Below are 18,891 nucleotides of genomic sequence, written 5' to 3' on the forward strand. Positions count from 1 at the left end.
AGCCCAGGGGTGGGCCCCTCCCCCTCCGGGCCGCGAGGGGCATCGGACCCGGAGGGGGTGGGACGTTGCGGTACCGGTGGACGGACAGCGGAGGGTGTCCGTCAGATCCCGTCGCCTCTCGCCCGGCGATGCAGGAGCCAGGTACCGCCCGCGGCGGCGACGGCCAGCGCCGCCACACCCGCCGCGGTCCGCACGGGGTCGGTGCCGAGTGCGCCGCCGACCCCCGTCCTCATGCTTCCCCGCGGCTGCACCTGCTCGTGCGCCGCGCTCAACGCGACCACCAGGTCGCCCGTCACCTGCCGGGCGCCCTCCGCGCACCTGGCGACGATCTCGTACGTCCCCGGCTGCGCAGCCGGCGGCACCTGGAACTGGCCGATCGCCTCGCCCTGGTGCGAGCTGGGTGCCAGCGTGAAGGTGCCGGCGCCGACCGCGCCCGCGTCCCCGACCGCCGAGCCCTTCTCGCCGCACGCCGCGGTGTTCACCGTGACCTGGCCGCCGGGCGCCACGGTGGCGGGGTACACGTCCAGGCTTCCGGTTCCGGCCCAGGCGGGTGCCGCGGCGGCCACGACGAGCGCGGTACCGGTCAGCAGACGGGCGGTGCGTAGCATGGGTGCTCCCCGGAGCTTGTCCGACTGGTGTGTGCCCTGCCCTTCCGAGGTAACTGGCTCCGGCCCGGCTCCGCTCCCTGACGATGCGTCAGGAATGCGGTGAACGGGTGTCGGGCCCCGCCCCCACACGGACTAGCCGCCGACGCGTTCCAGCAGGTCACAGGTGGCATCGAGGCGTCGATGAGACGACTGTACGAAGAGAACACGAATGGAGTGCGCCGGAACGCGGCAGGCCGGCGCCCGTCCGGGCGCCGGCCTGCCGCGTTCCGCGCGGGTCTCGGCCCGGCGGGGCTCAGTTCACGTTGACGGCGCTCCAGGCAGCCGCCACGGCGTTGTACTCCGTGCTGCCCGCACCGTACAGATCCTTGGCGGCGTCGAGGGTCGCCGTCCGCGCCCCCGCGTAGTTGGTCGAGGAGGTCATGTAGACCGTCAGCGCCCGATACCAGATCTTGCCGACCTTGTCCCGTCCGATGCCGGTGATCGTGGACCCGTTGTACGTGGGCGAGTTGTAGCTGACGCCGTTGATGGTCTTCGGGCCGCTGCCCTCCGCCAGCAGGTAGGCGAAGTGGTTGGCGACGCCGGAGGAGTAGTGGACGTCGAGGTTGCCCACCGAACTGCTCCAGTAGTCCGCCGAGTTGCCGTCCTTGGACGGCTGGTCCATGTAGCGCAGGGCGGTGTGCCCGAAGCCGGGTTTCACGATCTTCTCGCCGATGAGGTAGTCACCGGGGTCGGAGGGGTTGTTCGCGTACCACTCCACCATCGTGCCGAGGATGTCCGAGGTGGCCTCGTTGAGCCCGCCGGACTCGCCGGAGTAGGTCAGCGCGGCCGTCTTGGAGGTGACACCGTGCGTCATCTCGTGCCCGGCGACGTCGAGGGCGACCAGCGGCCCGAAGGTCGTCCCGTCACCGTCGCCGTACGTCATGCAGAAGCAACTGTCGTCCCAGAAGGCGTTGTTGTAGTTGCTGCCGTAGTGGACGCGGTTGTACGACCCCTTGCCGTCACCGCCGATGCCGTTCCGCCCTTGGACGTTCTTGTAGTAGTCCCACGTCATGTCCGTGCCGTACTGGGCGTCGACAGCGGCCGAGGCGCGGTCGGAGGTGGTGCCGCTGCCCCAGTGGTTGTCGGCGTCGGTGAACAGGTCCGCGGGCGCCCGGCTGAGGCAGATGCCGAAAAGGCACAGGTCCGTCTTGCCCTCGGCGTCACCGGTGTAGGTGTTGCCGCGCGTGGGGTCCGCGAGCTGGAACGACGACCCCGACGGGGTGGTCTCCAGCGGCACCGTCCCGCTGTAGAGCGACTTGCCGTCGCCGGCGGCGGTCTCGATGCTGTCCCAGGCGTCGATCTGGTGGCCGGTGCGGGCGTCGGTCAGCACGGTCCGGGCGACCGGGTTGCCGAGCGAGTCCAGGCCGACGGCGTTGGTGCGCCAGGCGAGCCTCGGGGCGCCGTGCAGGGCGTCGACGACCAGCTCGGGCCTGGCCTTGACCTGCCCCAGCCTGTCGCCGAGGTGGACGGCGCGCAGCGCGTTCACTGCGAGGCCTGCGGCCTTGGTGGCAGAGACCGCGGGGAGGATCGAGGCGAGGGAGATCGTGCCGCGGGTGGCCCGGTTCGCGCCGCGGTACGCGCCGTCCGGGGCGAGGTGGACCACGAAGTCGCCGCCCAGCACGGGCAGTCCGTGGTAGGTCCGGTCGTAACGGACGTGCTGGGCGCCGCTCTTGTCCACGATCACGTCGCGGACGCTGGTGTTCTCGGCGGGGGTGAGGCCGAGGCCCTTGGCGTGGGCGAGGAGCGCGGACGCCGCGTTCCGGATCGCGGTGGCCCGGGTCGGTCCGACGTCGGCGTGGGCGGTGGGGGAGAGGGCCACGGACAGCAGTGTCGCGGTGGTGACGGCGACGCCGGCGGTGGTGGCGAGACGACGGGATCCTCGGACGTGCTGCCGTATCCGGCTCATCGGTCTCCTAGGGGGGAAGCGCTCGGCTGGGCGTGGGGGCGGCGCTGTGTCCCCAGAGATTTAAGGAGCCACGAGATGTCATGTCCATAGCTCCTTCATGGAGATGTGTGTGGAGCCGAAGGGGGTACAGAATCGTTTCCGTGATCACTGAGGAGCCCGGGGTCCCGCTGCCCCTCTTCGTCTACGGCACCCTCCGCCCCGGCGAGCCCAACCACGACCTGTTCCTGCGGGGCCGCACCGCGTCGGAGGAACCGGCCCGCCTGCCCGGCGCGGCCCTCTACGACGGTCCCGGCCACCCCTACGCCGTGGAACGCCCCGGCACCGGGATCCGCGGCGATCTGGTCACCGCCCGCCCGGAGACGTACCCGGACCTGCTCGCCGCCCTGGACCGCCCGGAGGAGTACACCCCCGGGGACCCCCCGCAACCTCTACGAACGTGCCGCCAGGAACGTCATCCGCGCCACCGACGGCACCACCACCCTCGCCTGGGTCTACCTGGCCGCCCCACCGGTAGCCGCCCGTCTGCGCACCGCCGGCACCCCCCTCGCCGGCGGCGACCGGCTGTCCCACCGCTGACACGGCCCGGCAGCCTCGGCCGCTGCGGCACGGCGCTGCCGAACTCGCCCTTCGTCACGCGCGGTCGGCCGCCGGCGTTCCGTCACGGTGCCGTCGGCGTGAACACCTGCTCCTTCGGTCCCACCGCCTCCACCCGCACCGCGCACGACTTGAACTCCGGCATGCGGGACGTCGGGTCGAGGACCGGGTTGGTCAGCGTGTTGGCGCGGCCCTCGCCCGGCCAGTGGAAGGGCATGAAGACGGTGTCCGGGCGGATCGCGGAGGTGATGCGGGCCGGGGCCACCGCCCGGCCGCGGCGGGAGATCACCGCGATGCGGTCGCCCTCGGTCGCGCCCAGGCGGGCGGCCAGGCGCGGGTGCAGTTCCACGAAGGGGCCCGGCGCGGCCGCGTTCAGTTCCGGTACCCGGCGGGTCTGGGCGCCCGACTGGTACTGGGCCACCACCCGGCCGGTGGTCAGCAGCAGCGGGTACTCGGCGTCCGGTTCCTCCGCCGTCGGGCGGTGGGCCACGGGGACGAAACGTGCCCGGCCGCCGGGGGTGGCGAAACGGTCCAGGAACAGGCGGGGGGTGCCCGGGTGGGCCGTCCCGGCCTCCGGCTCCGCGTCGGGGTCCTGCGGGCACGGCCAGAACACGCCGTTCTCCTCCGCCAGTCGCCGGTAGGTGATCCCGGAGTAGTCCGCCGGGCCGCCCGCGCTCGCCCGGCGCAGTTCCTCGAAGACCTCCTCCGCGTCGGCCGGGAAGCCCTTCTCCACCCCCAGCCGGGCCGCCAGCTCGTGCAGCACGTACAGGTCGCTGTGGACACCGGGCGGCGGGGCCACCGCCCGGCGGCGCAGCAGGACCCTGCCCTCCAGGCTGGTCGTCGTGCCCGTCTCCTCCGCCCACTGGGTGACCGGCAGGACGACGTCGGCCAGCTGAGCCGTCTCCGACAGCACCACGTCACAGACGGCGAGGAAGTCGAGGGACCTGATGCGCCGCTCGATGTGCGCCGCGTGCGGCGCCGACACCACCGGGTTGGAGCCCATCAGCAGCAGCGCCCGGATGTCCGTGCCGAGGGCGTCGAGGAGTTCGTACGCGCTGCGTCCGGGCCCGGGAAGGGTGTCCGGGTCGACGCCCCACACACCCGCCACATGGGCCCGCGCCTCCGGGTCGTCCAGCTTGCGGTAGCCGGGCAGCTGGTCGGCCTTCTGGCCGTGCTCGCGGCCGCCCTGCCCGTTGCCCTGCCCGGTCAGGCAGCCGTACCCGGACAAGGGACGGCCCGCCCGGCCGGTCGCCAGGCACAGGTTGATCCAGGCGCCCACCGTGTCCGTGCCCTTGGACTGCTGCTCCGGCCCGCGCGCCGTCAGCACCATCGCCGACTCCGGCTCGCAGAACATGCGTACGGCTTCGCGGAGCTGGGGAACGGACACCCCCGTGATCCGCTCCACGTGCTCCGGCCAGTGCGCCATCGCCGCCGCCCGTGCCTGCCCCCAGCCGGTGGTCCGCTCCCGGATGTACGCCTCGTCCGTCCGCCCCTCGGCCACCACCAGGTGCAACAGGCCCAGCGCCAGGGCGAGATCGGTGCCGGGGCGGGGGGCCAGGTGCAGGTCCGCCTGCTCGGCCGTCCTCGTCCGGCGCGGGTCGACGACGATCAACGTGCCGCCGTTCTCCCGTAGTTCGGTGAAGAAGCGGAGGGACGGCGGCATGGTCTCCGCCAGGTTCGAGCCGACGAGGATCACGCATCCGGTCCTCGGGACGTCCTCCAGGGGGAAGGGCAGGCCCCGGTCGAGCCCGAACGCCCTGGTGCCGGCCGCCGCGGCCGACGACATGCAGAACCGGCCGTTGTAGTCGATCTGCGAGGTGCCGAGCACCACCCGCGCGAACTTGCCGAGCGCGTACGCCTTCTCGTTCGTCAGCCCGCCCCCGCCGAACACGCCCAGGGCGTCCGCGCCGTGCTGCTCCCGCGTCCCGCCGAGCCGCTCGGCGATCCGGTCCAGGGCCTCGGGCCAGCTCGCCTCGACCAGCCGGCCACCGGAGCGCACCAGCGGCGAGGTCAGCCGTACCGCGGGCGAGAGGACCTGGGCCGCCGTACGGCCCTTGCCGCACAGCGCGCCCCGGTTCACCGGGAAGTCCGCCCGCTCCGACACCTCGGCGCCCCCCTGCGGCAGGGGCGTGACGTTCATCCCGCACTGCAGGGCGCAGTACGGGCAGTGGGTCGGCGTCGAGGCGATGTTCTCCATGCCGTCAGCGTGCGTCGGACGTGTTACGGCCCCGGCCGTCCCCGGTTACACGCCCGGCACGGCGACCTCCCCTCCGCACCGGTGGTGCCGTGAGGTCCCTACTGGCGGCTCAGGGAGCGGCTGACACCCGCCGCGATCGTCGTCGCCAGCACCCAGCCGGTGACGATCAGCAGGTACGACAGCCACTGGTACCAGCCCCGCGGCGCGAAAGCCCCCTCCTGACCGAAGTCGATGATCGGCAGCAGCAGGTCCAGGGTGTAGAAGAGCGGGTTGAACGCGGGCGCCCCCGACGGTTCGAGGGCGGGCGGACGGTGCAGGGCGAAGGCGAGCGTGCCGGTGCACAGCAGGAGCAGCAGCCAGCCCGCGGCCCGCATCGGCCGGAAGCCGTAGCCGACGGCCGCGTCCTGCAGCAGGCCCCACAGCCGGGCGTACGGCGGCAGGGTGCGGCGGTGCCGGCGCAGCTTGGCCAGCTGCACGGTGCGCGCGGCCGCGTCGTCGCCGACCGTGCGGTACGCCGTGGTGAGCTGCTCGTAGGGGTGCGGGAGGTAGCCTTCCCGGTCGCGTTCGAGCAGCGGAAGACGCCGCTCGGGGGGCAGGTGTGGGGTCAGGAGGCGGTAGCTGAGCCCGTCGAGCTGGACCTGCCGGGGCCACACCTCCGGCGGCACGTGCAGCAGGTCGAGCTGGGCCCGGCGCAGATTGACGGCTCCCTCCATGGGCGCGGCCTCCCGCAGCCACAGCTCGCCGATGACGCTGCTGCTGGCGCGCAGGGCCTGGCCGCCCGGGTTGGACAGCCGGGCGTGCGCGAGGTTGAGCTGGCGGGGGATCCGGGCGCCGCTCAGGTTGACCCGGCCCCGGGTCCGCAGCCGCATGGCGTGCAGGTCGGTGCCGACCGTCAGGACCTCGGCGTGCAGCACGGTCTCCCCGGGAGCGTACAGCTCCGCGTCGTTGAGGTTCACCTGGTTGCGGACGACGGCACCGTTCAGGTGCACCTTTCCGTGCGCGACCAGCCCCGGCGCCCACACGTCCGTGGCCACCTCGGCGTGGTTGAGCTGGAGCACCGGCTCCTCAGGGACCTCGCCGGGCCTGCCGAGCCGCGCGCCGCCCGCGAAGAACGCCCCGGCCAGCTTCGCCCCCTGGAGCCGCACCGGCCCCGTGATCCGGCAGCAGGTGATCCGTACGACCCCTTCGGCACGCAGATTCCCCGCGGTCAGCCCCGGCAGCACCGAGTCGCTCAGGACGAGGGCGACGACCCGCGCCCCGTACAGATCGGGCGCCTCCTCGAAGTGGCAGTGGCGCAGCCGGACCGGATGGCCGACGGTGCCGTACTGCAGGTCCAGCCGCCCGGTGATCCGCGCGCCCGCCACCTTCAGCCCGGCGACGTGCCCCTCCCGCACCGGGCCGTCCAGCAGTAGCTCCCGCAGCACCTCCGCCCGCAGCGTGCGCTCGGGTCCCCACGCGGCTCCGTCCCCGGGGTCCTCGTCGCCGTCCCCCCGGAAGTCGACCCCCTCGCCGAGCGGGAAGGCGTCCCGGACACGGCGCTCGGCGGGCGTCAGGTCCGTGATCCCCATGTCAGTCCCGCGCCCCCGCCAGCGCCCTCGCCACCCCGTGCTCCCGCGGTCCAAGGAAGGTCGGGTCCGGGTGGAACACCGTGTCCAGCAGCGCCTTGCCCGCCGCGAACACCTCTCGGGTGCCGCCGTAGTACCAGGTCGTGTCGTGCGCCTCGTCGACCCCGACCCCGTACGAGTCGACCCCCGCCGCCTCGCACAGCGCCACCGCGCGACGGACGTGGAAACCCTGGCTGACCAGCACGGCCCGGTCCACCCCGAAGATCTTCCTGGCCCGTATGCAGGAGTCCCAGGTGTCGAACCCGGCGTAGTCGGCGACGATCCGGTCGCCGGGCACGCCGTGCTTCGTGAGGTAGGCGCGCATGGCGTCCGGCTCGTCGTAGTCCGTGCGGCTGTTGTCCCCGGTGACCAGCAGGACCTTCACCCGACCGTCCCGGTACAGCCGCGCCGCCGCGTCCAGCCGGTGCGCCAGGTACGGCGACGGCTCTCCGTTCCACAGCCCCGCGCCGAACACGACCGCCACGGGCGCGCGCGGGACGTCCGCCGCCGTACGCAGCCGGCCTGCCGTGGACAGGAACAGCCAGGTCGCCGGCAGCAGCGCCAGCACACACCCGGCCACCACGGCCTGCACCAGCCGCCGCTGCCCCGTGCGGGTGCCCGGCAGCCCCGGTCGACGGATCCTCATACGGCCCCCCAACGATCTGCTGTCGACCATGGAGGACGCCGGCGGCCCCGATCCGGTTCGCTCACATCGAGCGCCCGTGCGACGTGAAGGGGCGGAAAACGCTCGTCACGGCCCGGCAACGGCCACGCAACCTCACGCCGTCAGGATCCTGTCATGACGGCGTCGCATCCTCCCCGCTCCGAGCCCCGCACCGACCTCGACAGCACGGCGCACCTCATGGACAGCATCAGCAGCCGGCTCACCGACCGGCTCCGTGTGCTCTCCCCGCTCGGCCGGCGCCGCCCGGCCCCGCCGGCCCTGGTCCTGGTCGCCCACGGCAGCCGTGACCCGCGCGCCCTGGAGACCGTACGGGCCCTGGCGGACCGGGTGCGCGAGCTGCGCCCCGCCGTCCCCGTCCACCTGGGCCACATCGAGCTGAACCAGCCCCTGCTCCCGGACACCCTCGCCGCCCTCGGCGACACCTCGGCCGTGCTCGTCCCGCTGCTCCTCTCCCGCGGCTACCACGTCAAACGGGACATCCCCGAGCTGGCCGCCGCCACCCCGGCCCGCACCCGCCCGGCCGCCCCGCTCGGTCCGCACCCGCTGCTGGCGAAGGCCCTGCACGACCGTCTGGTGGAGGCCGGCTGGCCGACGGCCCCGGACCCCGCGGCCCGCCGCGCGAGCGCGGTCGTCCTGGCGGCGGCGGGCTCCCGGGACCCCGACTCGGCCACCGACACCCGCCGTACCGCCCGCCTCCTCGCCGACCGCCTGGGGGTGCCGGTCGTCCCGGCCTACGCCTCGGCGGCGACCCCGACCGTCCCGACGGCCGTACGGGCCCTGGCGGCGCGCGGCCGGCACCGGGTGGCGGTCGCGTCGTACTTCACGGCACCGGGACGCTTCGCGACGCAGTGCGCGCAGGCGGCGCCCTGGATGGCGGCGGCCCCGCTGGGAGCGCATCCGGCGATGGCCCGTCTGGTCCTGCACCGGTACGACGAGGCGGCGACGGCCGAGGCGAAACTCGCCTCGGCCTGAGCGGACGGATTCGCGAGCCGGCCGCTGCCGTGCCGGCCCGCAGCAGGCCACGGGACGGCCCGGCGCGCCTCACCCGGGCGGCCCGCCGGGCCGTCACCGGCCTGCGCAACACGGACGAGGCGCACGGTCCCCGTTGTCACCGCCTGCCCTTACTGTCGAACCATGGAAGGCACAGCGAACGGCACCTACGACCCCGCCTCAGTGGAGCGTTGGGCCCCCGAGCCCGACAAACGGCCCGGCCGCACCGCCTTCCAGCGCGACCGCGCCCGCATCCTCCACTCGGCCGCCCTGCGGCGCCTCGCCGGCAAGACACAGGTCGTCACCCCGGGAGCCCACAGCCAGGTGTGGGACGCCAGCCCCCGCACCCGCCTCACCCATTCGCTCGAGTGCGCGCAGGTCGGCCGCGAGCTGGGCGCGGCCCTCGGCTGTGACCCCGATCTGGTGGAGGCCGCCTGCCTGGCCCACGATCTCGGCCACCCGCCCTTCGGCCACAACGGTGAACAGGCGCTGAACGCCTTCGCGGACGACTGCGGCGGCTTCGAGGGCAACGCCCAGTCGCTGCGGATCCTGACCCGCATCGAACCCAAGCGGTTCACCGAGAAGCGGTCCGTCGGTCTCAACCCGACCCGCGCCACCCTCGACGCCGCCACGAAGTACCCGTGGCCCCGCCGTGGGCACCCCACCGACCCGGCGTCGGGGAAGTTCGGCGTCTACGAGGACGACCGCCCGGTGTTCGACTGGGTCCGCGCGCACGCGCCCGGCACCCGCACCTGCTTCGAGGCCCAGGTCATGGACTGGTCCGACGACGTGGCGTACTCGGTGCACGACGTGGAGGACGGGCTGCACGCCGGCCACATCGACCCGAACTGCCTGCACGCCGAGCCCGAGCGACAGGCGGTGTTCGAGGTGGCCGTCGGCCGGTACGTCCCCGCGGACACCGACCCGGCCGAGCTTGCCGCCGCCCTCGACCGGCTCCAGGACGAGGAGTGGTGGCCGCACGGCTACGACGGCACGGCGGTCGCCCAGGCCCGGCTCAAGGACGCCACCAGCCAGCTCATCGGCCGGTTCTGCCTGGCCGCAGAGGGCGCCACCCGCGCCGCGTACGGCACCGGCCGGCTCACCCGCTACGACGCCGAACTGGTCGTACCCCGCGAGGCGCGCATGGAGTGCGCGGTGCTCAAGGCGGTCGCGGACCGGTACGTCATGCAGCGCGCCGAGCAGGAGCGGCTGCGCGCCGACCAGCGGGTGATCGTGGCGGAGCTGGCGGAGGCGCTGACGGCCCGCGCACCGGACGGGCTGGATCCGCAGTTTCGGGCACTGTTCGACGGGGCAGGCGACGACCACGCACGCAAGCGGGTGATCGTGGACCAGATCGCCTCCCTCACCGACGCCTCCGCACGCTCGCTGCACGCGAGACTTACGGGGCATATGTGAGAGGAACATGACCGTCCGTGGCCTGATCGGGTCACTCCCTCTTCCCGCAGCACGCCCGGTGCGGGACGCTCGCATGTGGCGGCACCCTTACGAGGAGGCATCAAGTGGTCGACGCGGATCAGACATTCGTCATCGTCGGGGGCGGGCTCGCCGGCGCGAAGGCGGCCGAGACGCTCCGGGCGGAGGGATTCACCGGCCGGGTGATACTGATCAGTGACGAGCGCGACCACCCCTACGAGCGCCCGCCGCTGTCCAAGGGCTATCTGCTCGGCAAGGCGGAGCGCGACAGCGTCTTCGTGCACGAGCCGGCCTGGTACGCGCGGAACGACATCGAGCTGCACCTCGGCCAGTTCGTCGACCGCATCGACCGCAGCGCGAAGACGGTCCGCTTCGGCGACGACGGCACCCTCGTCCGCTACGACAAGCTGCTGCTGGTCACCGGCGCCGAGCCGCGCCGCCTGGACATCCCGGGCACCGACCTGGCGGGCGTGCACCATCTGCGCCGGCTCGCGCACGCCGAGCGGCTCAAGGGCGTGCTGGGCTCGCTCGGACGGGACAACGGGCACATCGTCATCGCGGGCGCCGGCTGGATCGGCCTGGAGGTCGCGGCGGCGGCCCGCGAGTACGGCGCGGAGGTCACCGTGATCGAGCCGTCGCCGACCCCGCTGCACGGGGTCCTCGGTCCCGAACTGGGCGGTGTCTTCGCGGAGCTGCACCGCGAGCACGGCGTCCGCTTCCACTTCGGGCGGCGGCTCACCGAGATCGTCGGCCAGGACGGCATGGTCCTCGCGGTCCGTACCGACGACGGCGAGGAGCACCCGGCGCACGACGTCCTCGCCGCGATCGGGGCGGCGCCCCGGGTCGGTCTCGCGGAGGCGGCGGGCCTGGAGATCGCCGACCGGGCACACGGCGGCGGGATCGTCGTCGACGAGCGGCTGCGGACGTCCGACCCGGACATCTACGCGGCCGGTGACGTGGCGAACGTCCCGCTCGCCCTGTTCGACACCCGGGTGCGCGTCGAGCACTGGGCCAACGCCCTGAACGGCGGGCCGGCCGCCGCGCGCTCGATGCTCGGCCAGGAGGTGGCGTACGACCGCGTGCCGTACTTCTTCACCGACCAGTACGACCTGGGCATGGAGTACAGCGGGTGGGCACCGGCCGGGTCGTACGACGAGGTGGTCATCCGGGGTGACGCCGGGAAGCGGGAGTTCATCGCGTTCTGGGTGAAGGAGGGCAGGGTCCTGGCCGGCATGAACGTGAACGTGTGGGATGTCACAGAGCAGATCCAGAAACTGATCCGTGCCAAGGCGCCGGTGGACCTGGAGGCCCTGGCCGACCCGCACGTACCGCTGGACGGCCTCGCCTCCTGAGGACCGGGACTGTCACAGCACCCCCGTAGAATTCACGCGTGGCAGGACGGATCAACGACGAGGACGTGAAGGCGGTACGGGACACGGTCCCGATCGACGCCGTGGTCTCCGAGTACCTCCAGCTGCGCAACGCGGGCGGCGGCAACCTCAAGGGCCTGTGCCCGTTCCACGACGAGAAGTCGCCGTCCTTCCAGGTCAGCCCGAGCAAGGGACTCTTCCACTGCTTCGGCTGCCAGGAGGGCGGCGACACCATCACCTTCGTGATGAAGGTGGACCACCTCTCCTTCTCGGAGGCGGTGGAGCGCCTCGCCGCCCAGGCCGGCATCACCCTGCGCTACGAGGAGGGCGGGTACAACCCGGCCCACCAGCGCGGCGAACGCATCCGCCTGGTCGAGGCGCACAAGATCGCCGCGCAGTGGTACGCCGAGCAGCTCGCCACCGGCCCCGAGGCCGAGACCGGCCGGATCTTCCTCGCCGAGCGCGGATTCGACCAGGCCGCCGCCGTGCACTTCGGCGTCGGCTACAGCCCCCAGGGCTGGGACCACCTCACCCGGTATCTGCGCGGCAAGGGCTTCACCGACAAGGAGCTGCTCCTCTCCGGCCTCGCCCAGGAGGGCCGGCGCGGCCCCATCGACCGCTTCCGCGGCCGTCTCATGTGGCCGATCCGGGACATCGGCGGCGACGTCGTCGGCTTCGGCGCCCGCAAGCTGTACGAGGCGGACAACGGCCCGAAGTACCTGAACACGCCGGATACGGCGATCTACCGCAAGAGCCAGGTGCTGTACGGCATCGACCTGGCGAAGAAGGAGATCGCCAAGACCAGCCGCGCGGTCGTGGTCGAGGGCTACACCGACGTCATGGCCTGCCACCTCGTCGGGGTGACGACGGCCATCGCCACCTGCGGTACGGCCTTCGGCGGCGAGCACATCAAGATCCTTCGCCGGCTGCTGATGGACAACGGCAGCGCACGCGTCATCTTCACCTTCGACGGCGACGCCGCCGGTCAGAAGGCGGCCCTCCGCGCCTTCGAGGACGACCAGAAGTTCGCCGCCGAGACGTACATCGCGATCGCGCCGGACGGCATGGACCCGTGCGAGCTGCGACTCGCGAAGGGCGACGAGGCGGTGGCGGACCTGGTCGAACCCCGCACCCCGCTCTTCGAGTTCGCCCTCCGCCACATCGTGAGCCGCTACGACCTGGACACCCCGGCCGGCCGCGCCGCCGCGCTGGACGAGGCGGCGCCCGTCGTCGCCCGCATCAAGAACAGCGGCGCCCAGCACGAGGTCGCCGTCGAACTCGCCGGCATGCTCGGCATCCTCGACACCCAGTTCGTGGTGCGCCGGGTGGCCCAGCTGGCCCGCTGGGCGAGGGAGGGCAAGGGCTCCCAGCAGCAGGGCCGGACCCGTGCGGCCGACCAGCAGTGGGCGGCACCCGCGTCCCGGCCGGGGAACAGCGGCCCGGCCCTCACCCTGCGCAACCCCGTCCACGCCGCCGAACGCGAACTGCTCAAACTCGCCCTCCAACGCCCCGAACTGGTCTCCCCGGCCTTCGACGCCTACGGCGTGGACGAGTTCACCGCGCCGCCGTACGCGGCCGTGCGCCAGGCGATCGCCGAGGCGGGCGGCGCCGAATACAGTGTCCCCGACCCGCAGGAGTACCTGGTCCGGGTCCGTGAGGCCGCGCCCGACGACACCGTCCGCTCGATGGTCACCGAACTGGCGGTCGAGCCGATCCTGCGCCGCACGGTCGACGAGACCTACGCGGGCACGGTGCTGGTCCAGATCCGCCGCCGCGCCGTGGAACGCCGCATCCACGACATCCAGTCCCAGCTCACCCGTCTCGCCACGGGCGGCGACCCCGCCCAACTGGCGGCCGTGCAGAACGAGATGTGGGTCCTCCAGCAGTACGACCAGGCACTGAGGGAGCGGGGGGCGGAGGCGCTGTAGGGACGCCTCCGCGGGCTCACGTCGTCGCTTCGGTGGCGGGCGGCTCCATGCCGCAGCGGTCCGACATTGCCAATCGCATAGTCCAACGAAATGCGTAACCGACCGGTCACGGTGCGGACGCAAAAAGTCACCGCACGCCCCTCGTGGCGGGGATGCGTCTTACCCCACACTGGGGGGCGGTGCTCGAGTCCTCGGAGCGCAGGCCGTCGACTCTCCGCTTCCGAAGTGCGCTGCCGCAGCCGACGGCAGCGATCATCCTGGAGGTCGCCCCCGTGCAGACCCAGACCCTCACTCAGACCGACAGCGTCACCAGTACCAGCGCGGACGAGCCGGACGCCGAGCCGGACGTCCTCATGGCCGTGCCCCCGCAGGGCCGCGCCGCCCTCCACCCGGAGACGGTGCCCGCCGAGCCGGCCGAACCACCGGCGGAAGCGTTCGTGGACGAGCCGGAGGAGGCCGGTGAAGGCGTCGGGACGGCAGTCCCGGCCCGGGCCGAGACCAGCGGCCCCTCGGCCGACCTGTTCCGGCAGTACCTGCGCGAGATCGGCCGTATCCCGCTGCTCACCGCCGCCGAGGAGGTCGAACTCGCCCGCCGTGTCGAGGCCGGCCTGTTCGCCGAGGAGAAGCTCAGCAACACCCCTGATCCGGACAGTCAGTTGGCACTCGATCTGGACCGGCTCGTGGTCATGGGACGGATGGCCAAGCGGCGGCTCATCGAGGCCAATCTGCGGCTCGTCGTCTCTGTCGCCAAACGGTACGTCGGCCGCGGCCTGACCATGCTCGACCTGGTGCAGGAGGGCAACCTCGGGCTGATCCGGGCGGTGGAGAAGTTCGACTACGCCCGCGGCTACAAGTTCTCCACCTACGCCACCTGGTGGATCCGCCAGGCCATGTCCCGGGCCCTGGCCGACCAGGCCCGCACCATCCGCGTCCCGGTGCACGTCGTCGAGCTGATCAACCGGGTCGTCCGGGTACAGCGCCGCATGCTTCAGGAACGGGGGTACGAGCCGACGACCGAGGAGGTCGCCGCGCACCTCGACCTGCCGCCCGAGCGGGTCTCGGAGGTGCTGCGCCTCGCCCAGGAGCCGGTCTCGCTGCACGCCCCGGTCGGCGAGGAGGACGACGTGGCCCTCGGCGACCTGATCGAGGACGGGGACGCGGCGTCACCGGTCGAGTCGGCCGCGTTCCTGCTGCTCCGGGAGCACCTCGAGGCGGTGCTGTCGACGCTGGGCGAGCGGGAGCGGAAGGTCGTACAGCTCCGGTACGGCCTCATCGACGGCCGGCCCCGCACGCTCGAGGAGATCGGCCGGCTGTTCGGGGTGACCCGGGAGCGGATACGGCAGATCGAGTCGAAGACACTGAGCAAGCTCCGGGACCACGCGTTCGCGGATCAGCTCAGGGGCTACCTGGACTGAAGGGAGGCCGCCCGTCGGCGGCCCCCCTGCGCCTGGGGACCTGTGTGACAATGCGCGTCGTTGCCCGAAGCACGGCAGACGGGAATGGTCAGACAGGCCCTGGTCCAGCCCTAGTCCACCTCGGCCACGGCCTGCGCGAACTGGGCCTTGTAGAGCCGGGCGTACGCGCCGTCCGCCGCCAACAGCTCGGCATGCGCGCCCTGTTCGACGATCGATCCGTTCTCCATCACGAGGATCGTGTCGGCGTCCCTGATCGTCGACAGCCGGTGGGCGATCACGAACGAGGTGCGCCCGGCCGCCAGCTTCGCCATCGCCTTCTGGATCAGCACCTCAGTACGGGTGTCGACCGAACTCGTCGCCTCGTCCAGCACCAGGATCGTCGGGTCGGACAGGAACGCCCGCGCGATGGTGATGAGCTGCTTCTCACCGGCGCTGACGCCCGTGCCCTCGTCGTCGATGACGGTGTCGTACCCGTCGGGGAGGGTGCGGACGAACCGGTCGGCGTGCGCGGCCCGCGCGGCCTCCTCGATCTCCCCGCGGGTGACCTCCCGGGAGGCGCCGTAGGCGATGTTCTCCGCGATGGTGCCGCCGAACAGCCAGGTGTCCTGAAGCACCATGCCGATCCCGGACCGGAGTTCGTCGCGGGACATCTTCCGGATGTCCACCCCGTCGAGGGTGATCCGGCCGCCGGAGACGTCGTAGAACCGCATCAGCAGGTTGACCAGCGTGGTCTTGCCCGCGCCGGTGGGTCCGACGATGGCCACCGTGTGACCCGGTTCCACGGTCAGCGACAGGTCCTCGATCAGTGGCTTGTCCGGGTCGTACCGGAACGACACGTGCTCCAGGCGGACCCGCCCGCGCAGCTCCTGTGGCCGCTCGCCCGGCACCGGGTCCGCCTCCTGCTCCTCCGCGTCCAGGAGTTCGAAGACCCGCTCGGCCGAGGCGACACCGGACTGCACGAGGTTCGCCATCGAGGCGACCTGCGTCAGCGGCATGGAGAACTGGCGCGAGTACTGGATGAAGGCCTGCACGTCACCGATGGACAGGGCGCCGGAGGCGACCCGCAGGCCGCCGACGACCGCCACCAGGACGTAGTTGAGGTTCGACACGAACATCATCAGCGGCTGCATGACGCCGCTGTTGAACTGCGCCCTGAACGCGGCCCGGTACAGCGCGTCGTTCTGCTCGGCGAACTGCTGCGCCGACTCCTCCTGCCGGCCGAACACCTTCACGAGGGCATGCCCGCTGTACATCTCCTCGACATGGGCGTTCAGCTTGCCGGTGGAGCGCCACTGCTGCACGAAGTGCGGCTGCGACCGCTTGCCGACCCGGGTCGCCACCAGGAACGACAGCGGCACGGTGACCAGCGCGACCAGCGCGAGGATCCAGGAGACGTAGAACATCATCGCGAGCACGCCGATGATGCTCAGCACCGAGTTGATCAGCTGGCCCATCGACTGCTGGAGCGTCTGCCCGATGTTGTCGATGTCGTTGGTGGCCCGGCTCAGCACCTCGCCGCGCTGACGCTGGTCGAAGTACGACAGCGGCAGCCGCGACAACTTCCCCTGCACGTCGCCGCGCAGCCGGAGCATGGTGCGGTTCACGGACCGGTTGACCAGCCGGGTCGCCACCGCCATCAGCAGGCCCGCGGTCAGGAACGTACACAGCGCGAGCAGCAGGACGTCTCCGACGGCGCCGAAGTCGATGCCCTTGCCGGGCGTGAAGTCGGTGCTCCGCAGCATGTCCGCTATCCGGCCCTGGCCATGGGCCCGCATCTGGTCGAGGACCTGCCGCTTGGTGGCCCCGGCGGGCATCTGCCGGCCGATGATGCCGGAGAAGACAAGGTCGGTGGCCCGGCCCAGGATCTTCGGGCCGATCACGTTCAGGGCCACGCTGACGACCACGCAGAGCAGCAGGCCGTAGATCGTGAACCGTTCCGGTCGGAACTGGGAGAGGAGCCGTTTGCCCGACCCCTTGAAGTCCATCGAGCGCTGGTCGGGGCCGCCCCCGGCCATCATGCGTCCCATCGGCCCGGCCATCAGGCAGCCTCCGCTTCCGTCAGCTGGGAGAGCACGATCTCCCGATAGGTCTCGTTGGTCGCCATCAGCTCCCGGTGCCGGCCGGAGCCGACCACGCGGCCCTCGTCCAGCACCACGATCCGGTCGGCGTCCCGGATGGTCGCCACCCGCTGGGCGACGATGACGACGGTCGCGTCGGCGGTCTCCCGGGAGAGCGCGGCGCGCAGGGCCGCGTCGGTGGCGTAGTCGAGCGCGGAGAAGGAGTCGTCGAAGAGATAGATCTCCGGGCGCTGCACCAGGGTGCGGGCGATCGCGAGCCGCTGGCGCTGACCGCCGGAGACGTTCGTGCCGCCCTGCGCGATGGGGGCGTCCAGGCCGCCTTCCAGCCCGCTCACGAAGTCCTTGGCCTGCGCCACCTCCAGTGCGTGCCACAACTCCTCGTCGGTGGCGTCCGGATTGCCGTACCGCAGATTGGTGGCGACCGTGCCCGCGAAGAGGTACGGCTTCTGCGGCACCAGTCCGACCGTCCGCGCGAGCAGCTTCGGGTCGACCCGGTGCACCTCGACGCCGTTGACCAGGACTTCACCCTCGGTGGCGTCGAACAGGCGTGGGACCAGCCCGAGCAGCGTGGACTTGCCGCTGCCGGTGGAGCCGATCACGGCGGTCACCTCACCCGGGCGTGCCACCAGATCGATGGACTTCAGCACCGGCTCCTCGGCACCCGGATAGCGGAAGCCCGCGCCTCGCATCTCCAGGTGGCCGTGCGCGCGCAGCTCGGTGACGGGCGCGGACGGCGGGACCACGCTGGAGTCGGTCCCGAGGACCTCCTCGATGCGCTCGGCGCAGACCTCGGCGCGCGGCACCATCATGAACATGAAGGTGGCCATCATCACGGACATGACGATCTGCATCAGATAGGCGAGGAACGCGGTCAGGTCACCGATCCGCATCCCGCCGCTGTCGATGCGGTGGGCGCCGAACCACACCACGGCGATCGACGACAGGTTCACCACCGTCATGACGATCGGGAACATCAGCGCGAGCATCCGGCCGGTGGCCAGCTGCATCTCGGTCAGGTCGCCGTTCGCCTTCCCGAACCGGTCCTGCTCGTACTGGTCCCGCACGAAGGCGCGGATCACGCGGTTGCCGGTGATCTGCTCGCGCAGCACCCGGTTCACCGCGTCCAGGCGGACCTGCATCGACCGGAACAGGGGCCGCAGCCGGCGCACGATGAGGGTGACACAGATCGCCAGCACCGGCACCACCGCTACCAGCACCGAGGACAGCGGCACGTCCAGGCCGAGTGCCAGCACGATGCCGCCCACGCACATGATGGGCGCCGACACCATGAGGGTGAACGACATCAGGGCCAGCATCTGGACCTGCTGTACATCGTTCGTCGTACGGGTGATGAGCGAGGGCGCCCCGAAGTGACTCACCTCACGCGAGGAGAAGGACTGCACCCGGTCGAAGACGGCACCGCGCACGTCCCGGCCGAGCGCGGAGGCGGTCCGCGCACCGAAGTACACGGCGCCGATGTTGCATACGACCTGCGCCAGCGAGATGCCGATCATCAGGGCGCCGAAGGACAGGATGTAATCCGTGTCACCCTTCACGACACCGTTGTCGATGATGTCCGCGTTCAGTGTGGGCAGATAGAGGGTGGCGCAGGTCTGCAGGAACTGCAGCAGCACCAGTACGGCTATGGGCTTTTTGTAGGGCCTGAGGTAGGTCCGCAGGAGTCGTATGAGCACGCTGGGTCTCTCGGTGTCGGCGGGTGGGGGCTGGGCGGGTGCCCTTGGCCCCTATCGTCGGACACTCCACCCGCGTTACCTCAACCGATTATCCCGGCGCACGGCCGCGTCGGACTGTCGGCGGAACGAGCTGTGCCGGCAGCGCTCTCGGACCCGTCCGGGAATTCCCGTCCGCCGCGCGACGCTCTGCACGCTCCCCCACTGCCTCGAGGGCGAGGGAGGTGCCCCCACTCGCCGCGCCGGCCCCGGACCCGGGGACGTCCGGTACGAGGGCCTGGGGCCGGCCCGCGGAGAGCACGCACCTGACGCCGCGCGGCCGTCCGGGCGACGACGCGAACGGTCGGACAGG

General features: G+C 72.1%; 12 protein-coding genes and 1 pseudogene. 6 read left to right on the top strand and 7 right to left on the bottom strand.

What is annotated here, in order from left to right; all coding sequences use genetic code 11:
- Positions 1-101 precede the first annotated feature (101 nt).
- Positions 102-608: a hypothetical protein gene (locus tag AC5WRT_RS35820; RefSeq protein ID WP_496097925.1), complete on the bottom strand. Its 507-nt coding sequence runs from the start codon at positions 606-608 to the stop codon at positions 102-104.
- Between the two features lie 292 nt (positions 609-900).
- Entirely contained in the window at positions 901-2,553 is a 1,653-nt protein-coding gene (locus AC5WRT_RS35825; RefSeq protein WP_496097926.1) for a M4 family metallopeptidase, read from the bottom strand.
- 140 nt (positions 2,554-2,693) lie between these two features.
- Between AC5WRT_RS35825 and AC5WRT_RS35830 the strand changes: the two are divergent.
- A pseudogene (locus tag AC5WRT_RS35830) lies at positions 2,694-3,129 on the top strand (gamma-glutamylcyclotransferase family protein).
- 82 nt (positions 3,130-3,211) lie between these two features.
- Here AC5WRT_RS35830 and AC5WRT_RS35835 read toward each other — a convergent pair.
- The 3 genes from AC5WRT_RS35835 to AC5WRT_RS35845 form a co-directional block, all read right to left on the bottom strand.
- Positions 3,212-5,344: a molybdopterin oxidoreductase family protein gene (locus tag AC5WRT_RS35835; protein WP_496100965.1), complete on the bottom strand. Its 2,133-nt coding sequence runs from the start codon at positions 5,342-5,344 to the stop codon at positions 3,212-3,214.
- 98 nt (positions 5,345-5,442) lie between these two features.
- Positions 5,443-6,912: a membrane-associated oxidoreductase gene (locus tag AC5WRT_RS35840; RefSeq protein ID WP_496097928.1), complete on the bottom strand. Its 1,470-nt coding sequence runs from the start codon at positions 6,910-6,912 to the stop codon at positions 5,443-5,445.
- Between the two features lies 1 nt (position 6,913).
- Positions 6,914-7,594, bottom strand: coding sequence for a SanA/YdcF family protein (locus AC5WRT_RS35845; protein ID WP_496100966.1), 681 nt, complete (start codon positions 7,592-7,594; stop codon positions 6,914-6,916).
- A 153-nt stretch (positions 7,595-7,747) separates the two neighbouring features.
- On the opposite strand from AC5WRT_RS35845, the gene AC5WRT_RS35850 reads away from it, so the two are divergent.
- The 5 genes from AC5WRT_RS35850 (at position 7,748) to AC5WRT_RS35870 (ending at position 14,770) form a co-directional block, all read left to right on the top strand.
- Positions 7,748-8,605, top strand: coding sequence for a sirohydrochlorin chelatase (locus AC5WRT_RS35850; protein ID WP_496097930.1), 858 nt, complete (start codon positions 7,748-7,750; stop codon positions 8,603-8,605).
- A gap of 162 nt (positions 8,606-8,767) precedes the next feature.
- Positions 8,768-10,039, top strand: a complete 1,272-nt coding sequence (locus tag AC5WRT_RS35855) for a deoxyguanosinetriphosphate triphosphohydrolase (protein WP_496097931.1) — start codon at positions 8,768-8,770, stop codon at positions 10,037-10,039.
- Between the two features lie 104 nt (positions 10,040-10,143).
- Complete coding sequence (locus tag AC5WRT_RS35860; protein WP_496097932.1) at positions 10,144-11,409, top strand: NAD(P)/FAD-dependent oxidoreductase; 1,266 nt, start codon at positions 10,144-10,146, stop codon at positions 11,407-11,409.
- Positions 11,410-11,447: 38 nt separating this feature from the next.
- Positions 11,448-13,355, top strand: coding sequence for a DNA primase (gene dnaG, locus AC5WRT_RS35865; RefSeq protein WP_496100967.1), 1,908 nt, complete (start codon positions 11,448-11,450; stop codon positions 13,353-13,355).
- A 179-nt stretch (positions 13,356-13,534) separates the two neighbouring features.
- On the top strand, positions 13,535-14,770 hold the full coding sequence (locus AC5WRT_RS35870; protein WP_496097934.1) for an RNA polymerase sigma factor: 1,236 nt from the start codon (positions 13,535-13,537) through the stop codon (positions 14,768-14,770).
- A 110-nt stretch (positions 14,771-14,880) separates the two neighbouring features.
- Here AC5WRT_RS35870 and AC5WRT_RS35875 read toward each other — a convergent pair whose 3' ends face one another.
- Together AC5WRT_RS35875 and AC5WRT_RS35880 are read right to left on the bottom strand one after the other, a co-directional pair.
- Positions 14,881-16,809: an ABC transporter ATP-binding protein gene (locus tag AC5WRT_RS35875; protein ID WP_496097935.1), complete on the bottom strand. Its 1,929-nt coding sequence runs from the start codon at positions 16,807-16,809 to the stop codon at positions 14,881-14,883.
- Positions 16,809-18,542, bottom strand: a complete 1,734-nt coding sequence (locus AC5WRT_RS35880; protein WP_496097936.1) for an ABC transporter ATP-binding protein — start codon at positions 18,540-18,542, stop codon at positions 16,809-16,811. The genes AC5WRT_RS35875 and AC5WRT_RS35880 overlap by 1 nt, the downstream gene beginning before the upstream one ends.
- Between the last annotated feature and the right edge of the window lie 349 nt (positions 18,543-18,891).

It is taken from the genome of Streptomyces sp. NTD91 (genome assembly GCF_059510455.1).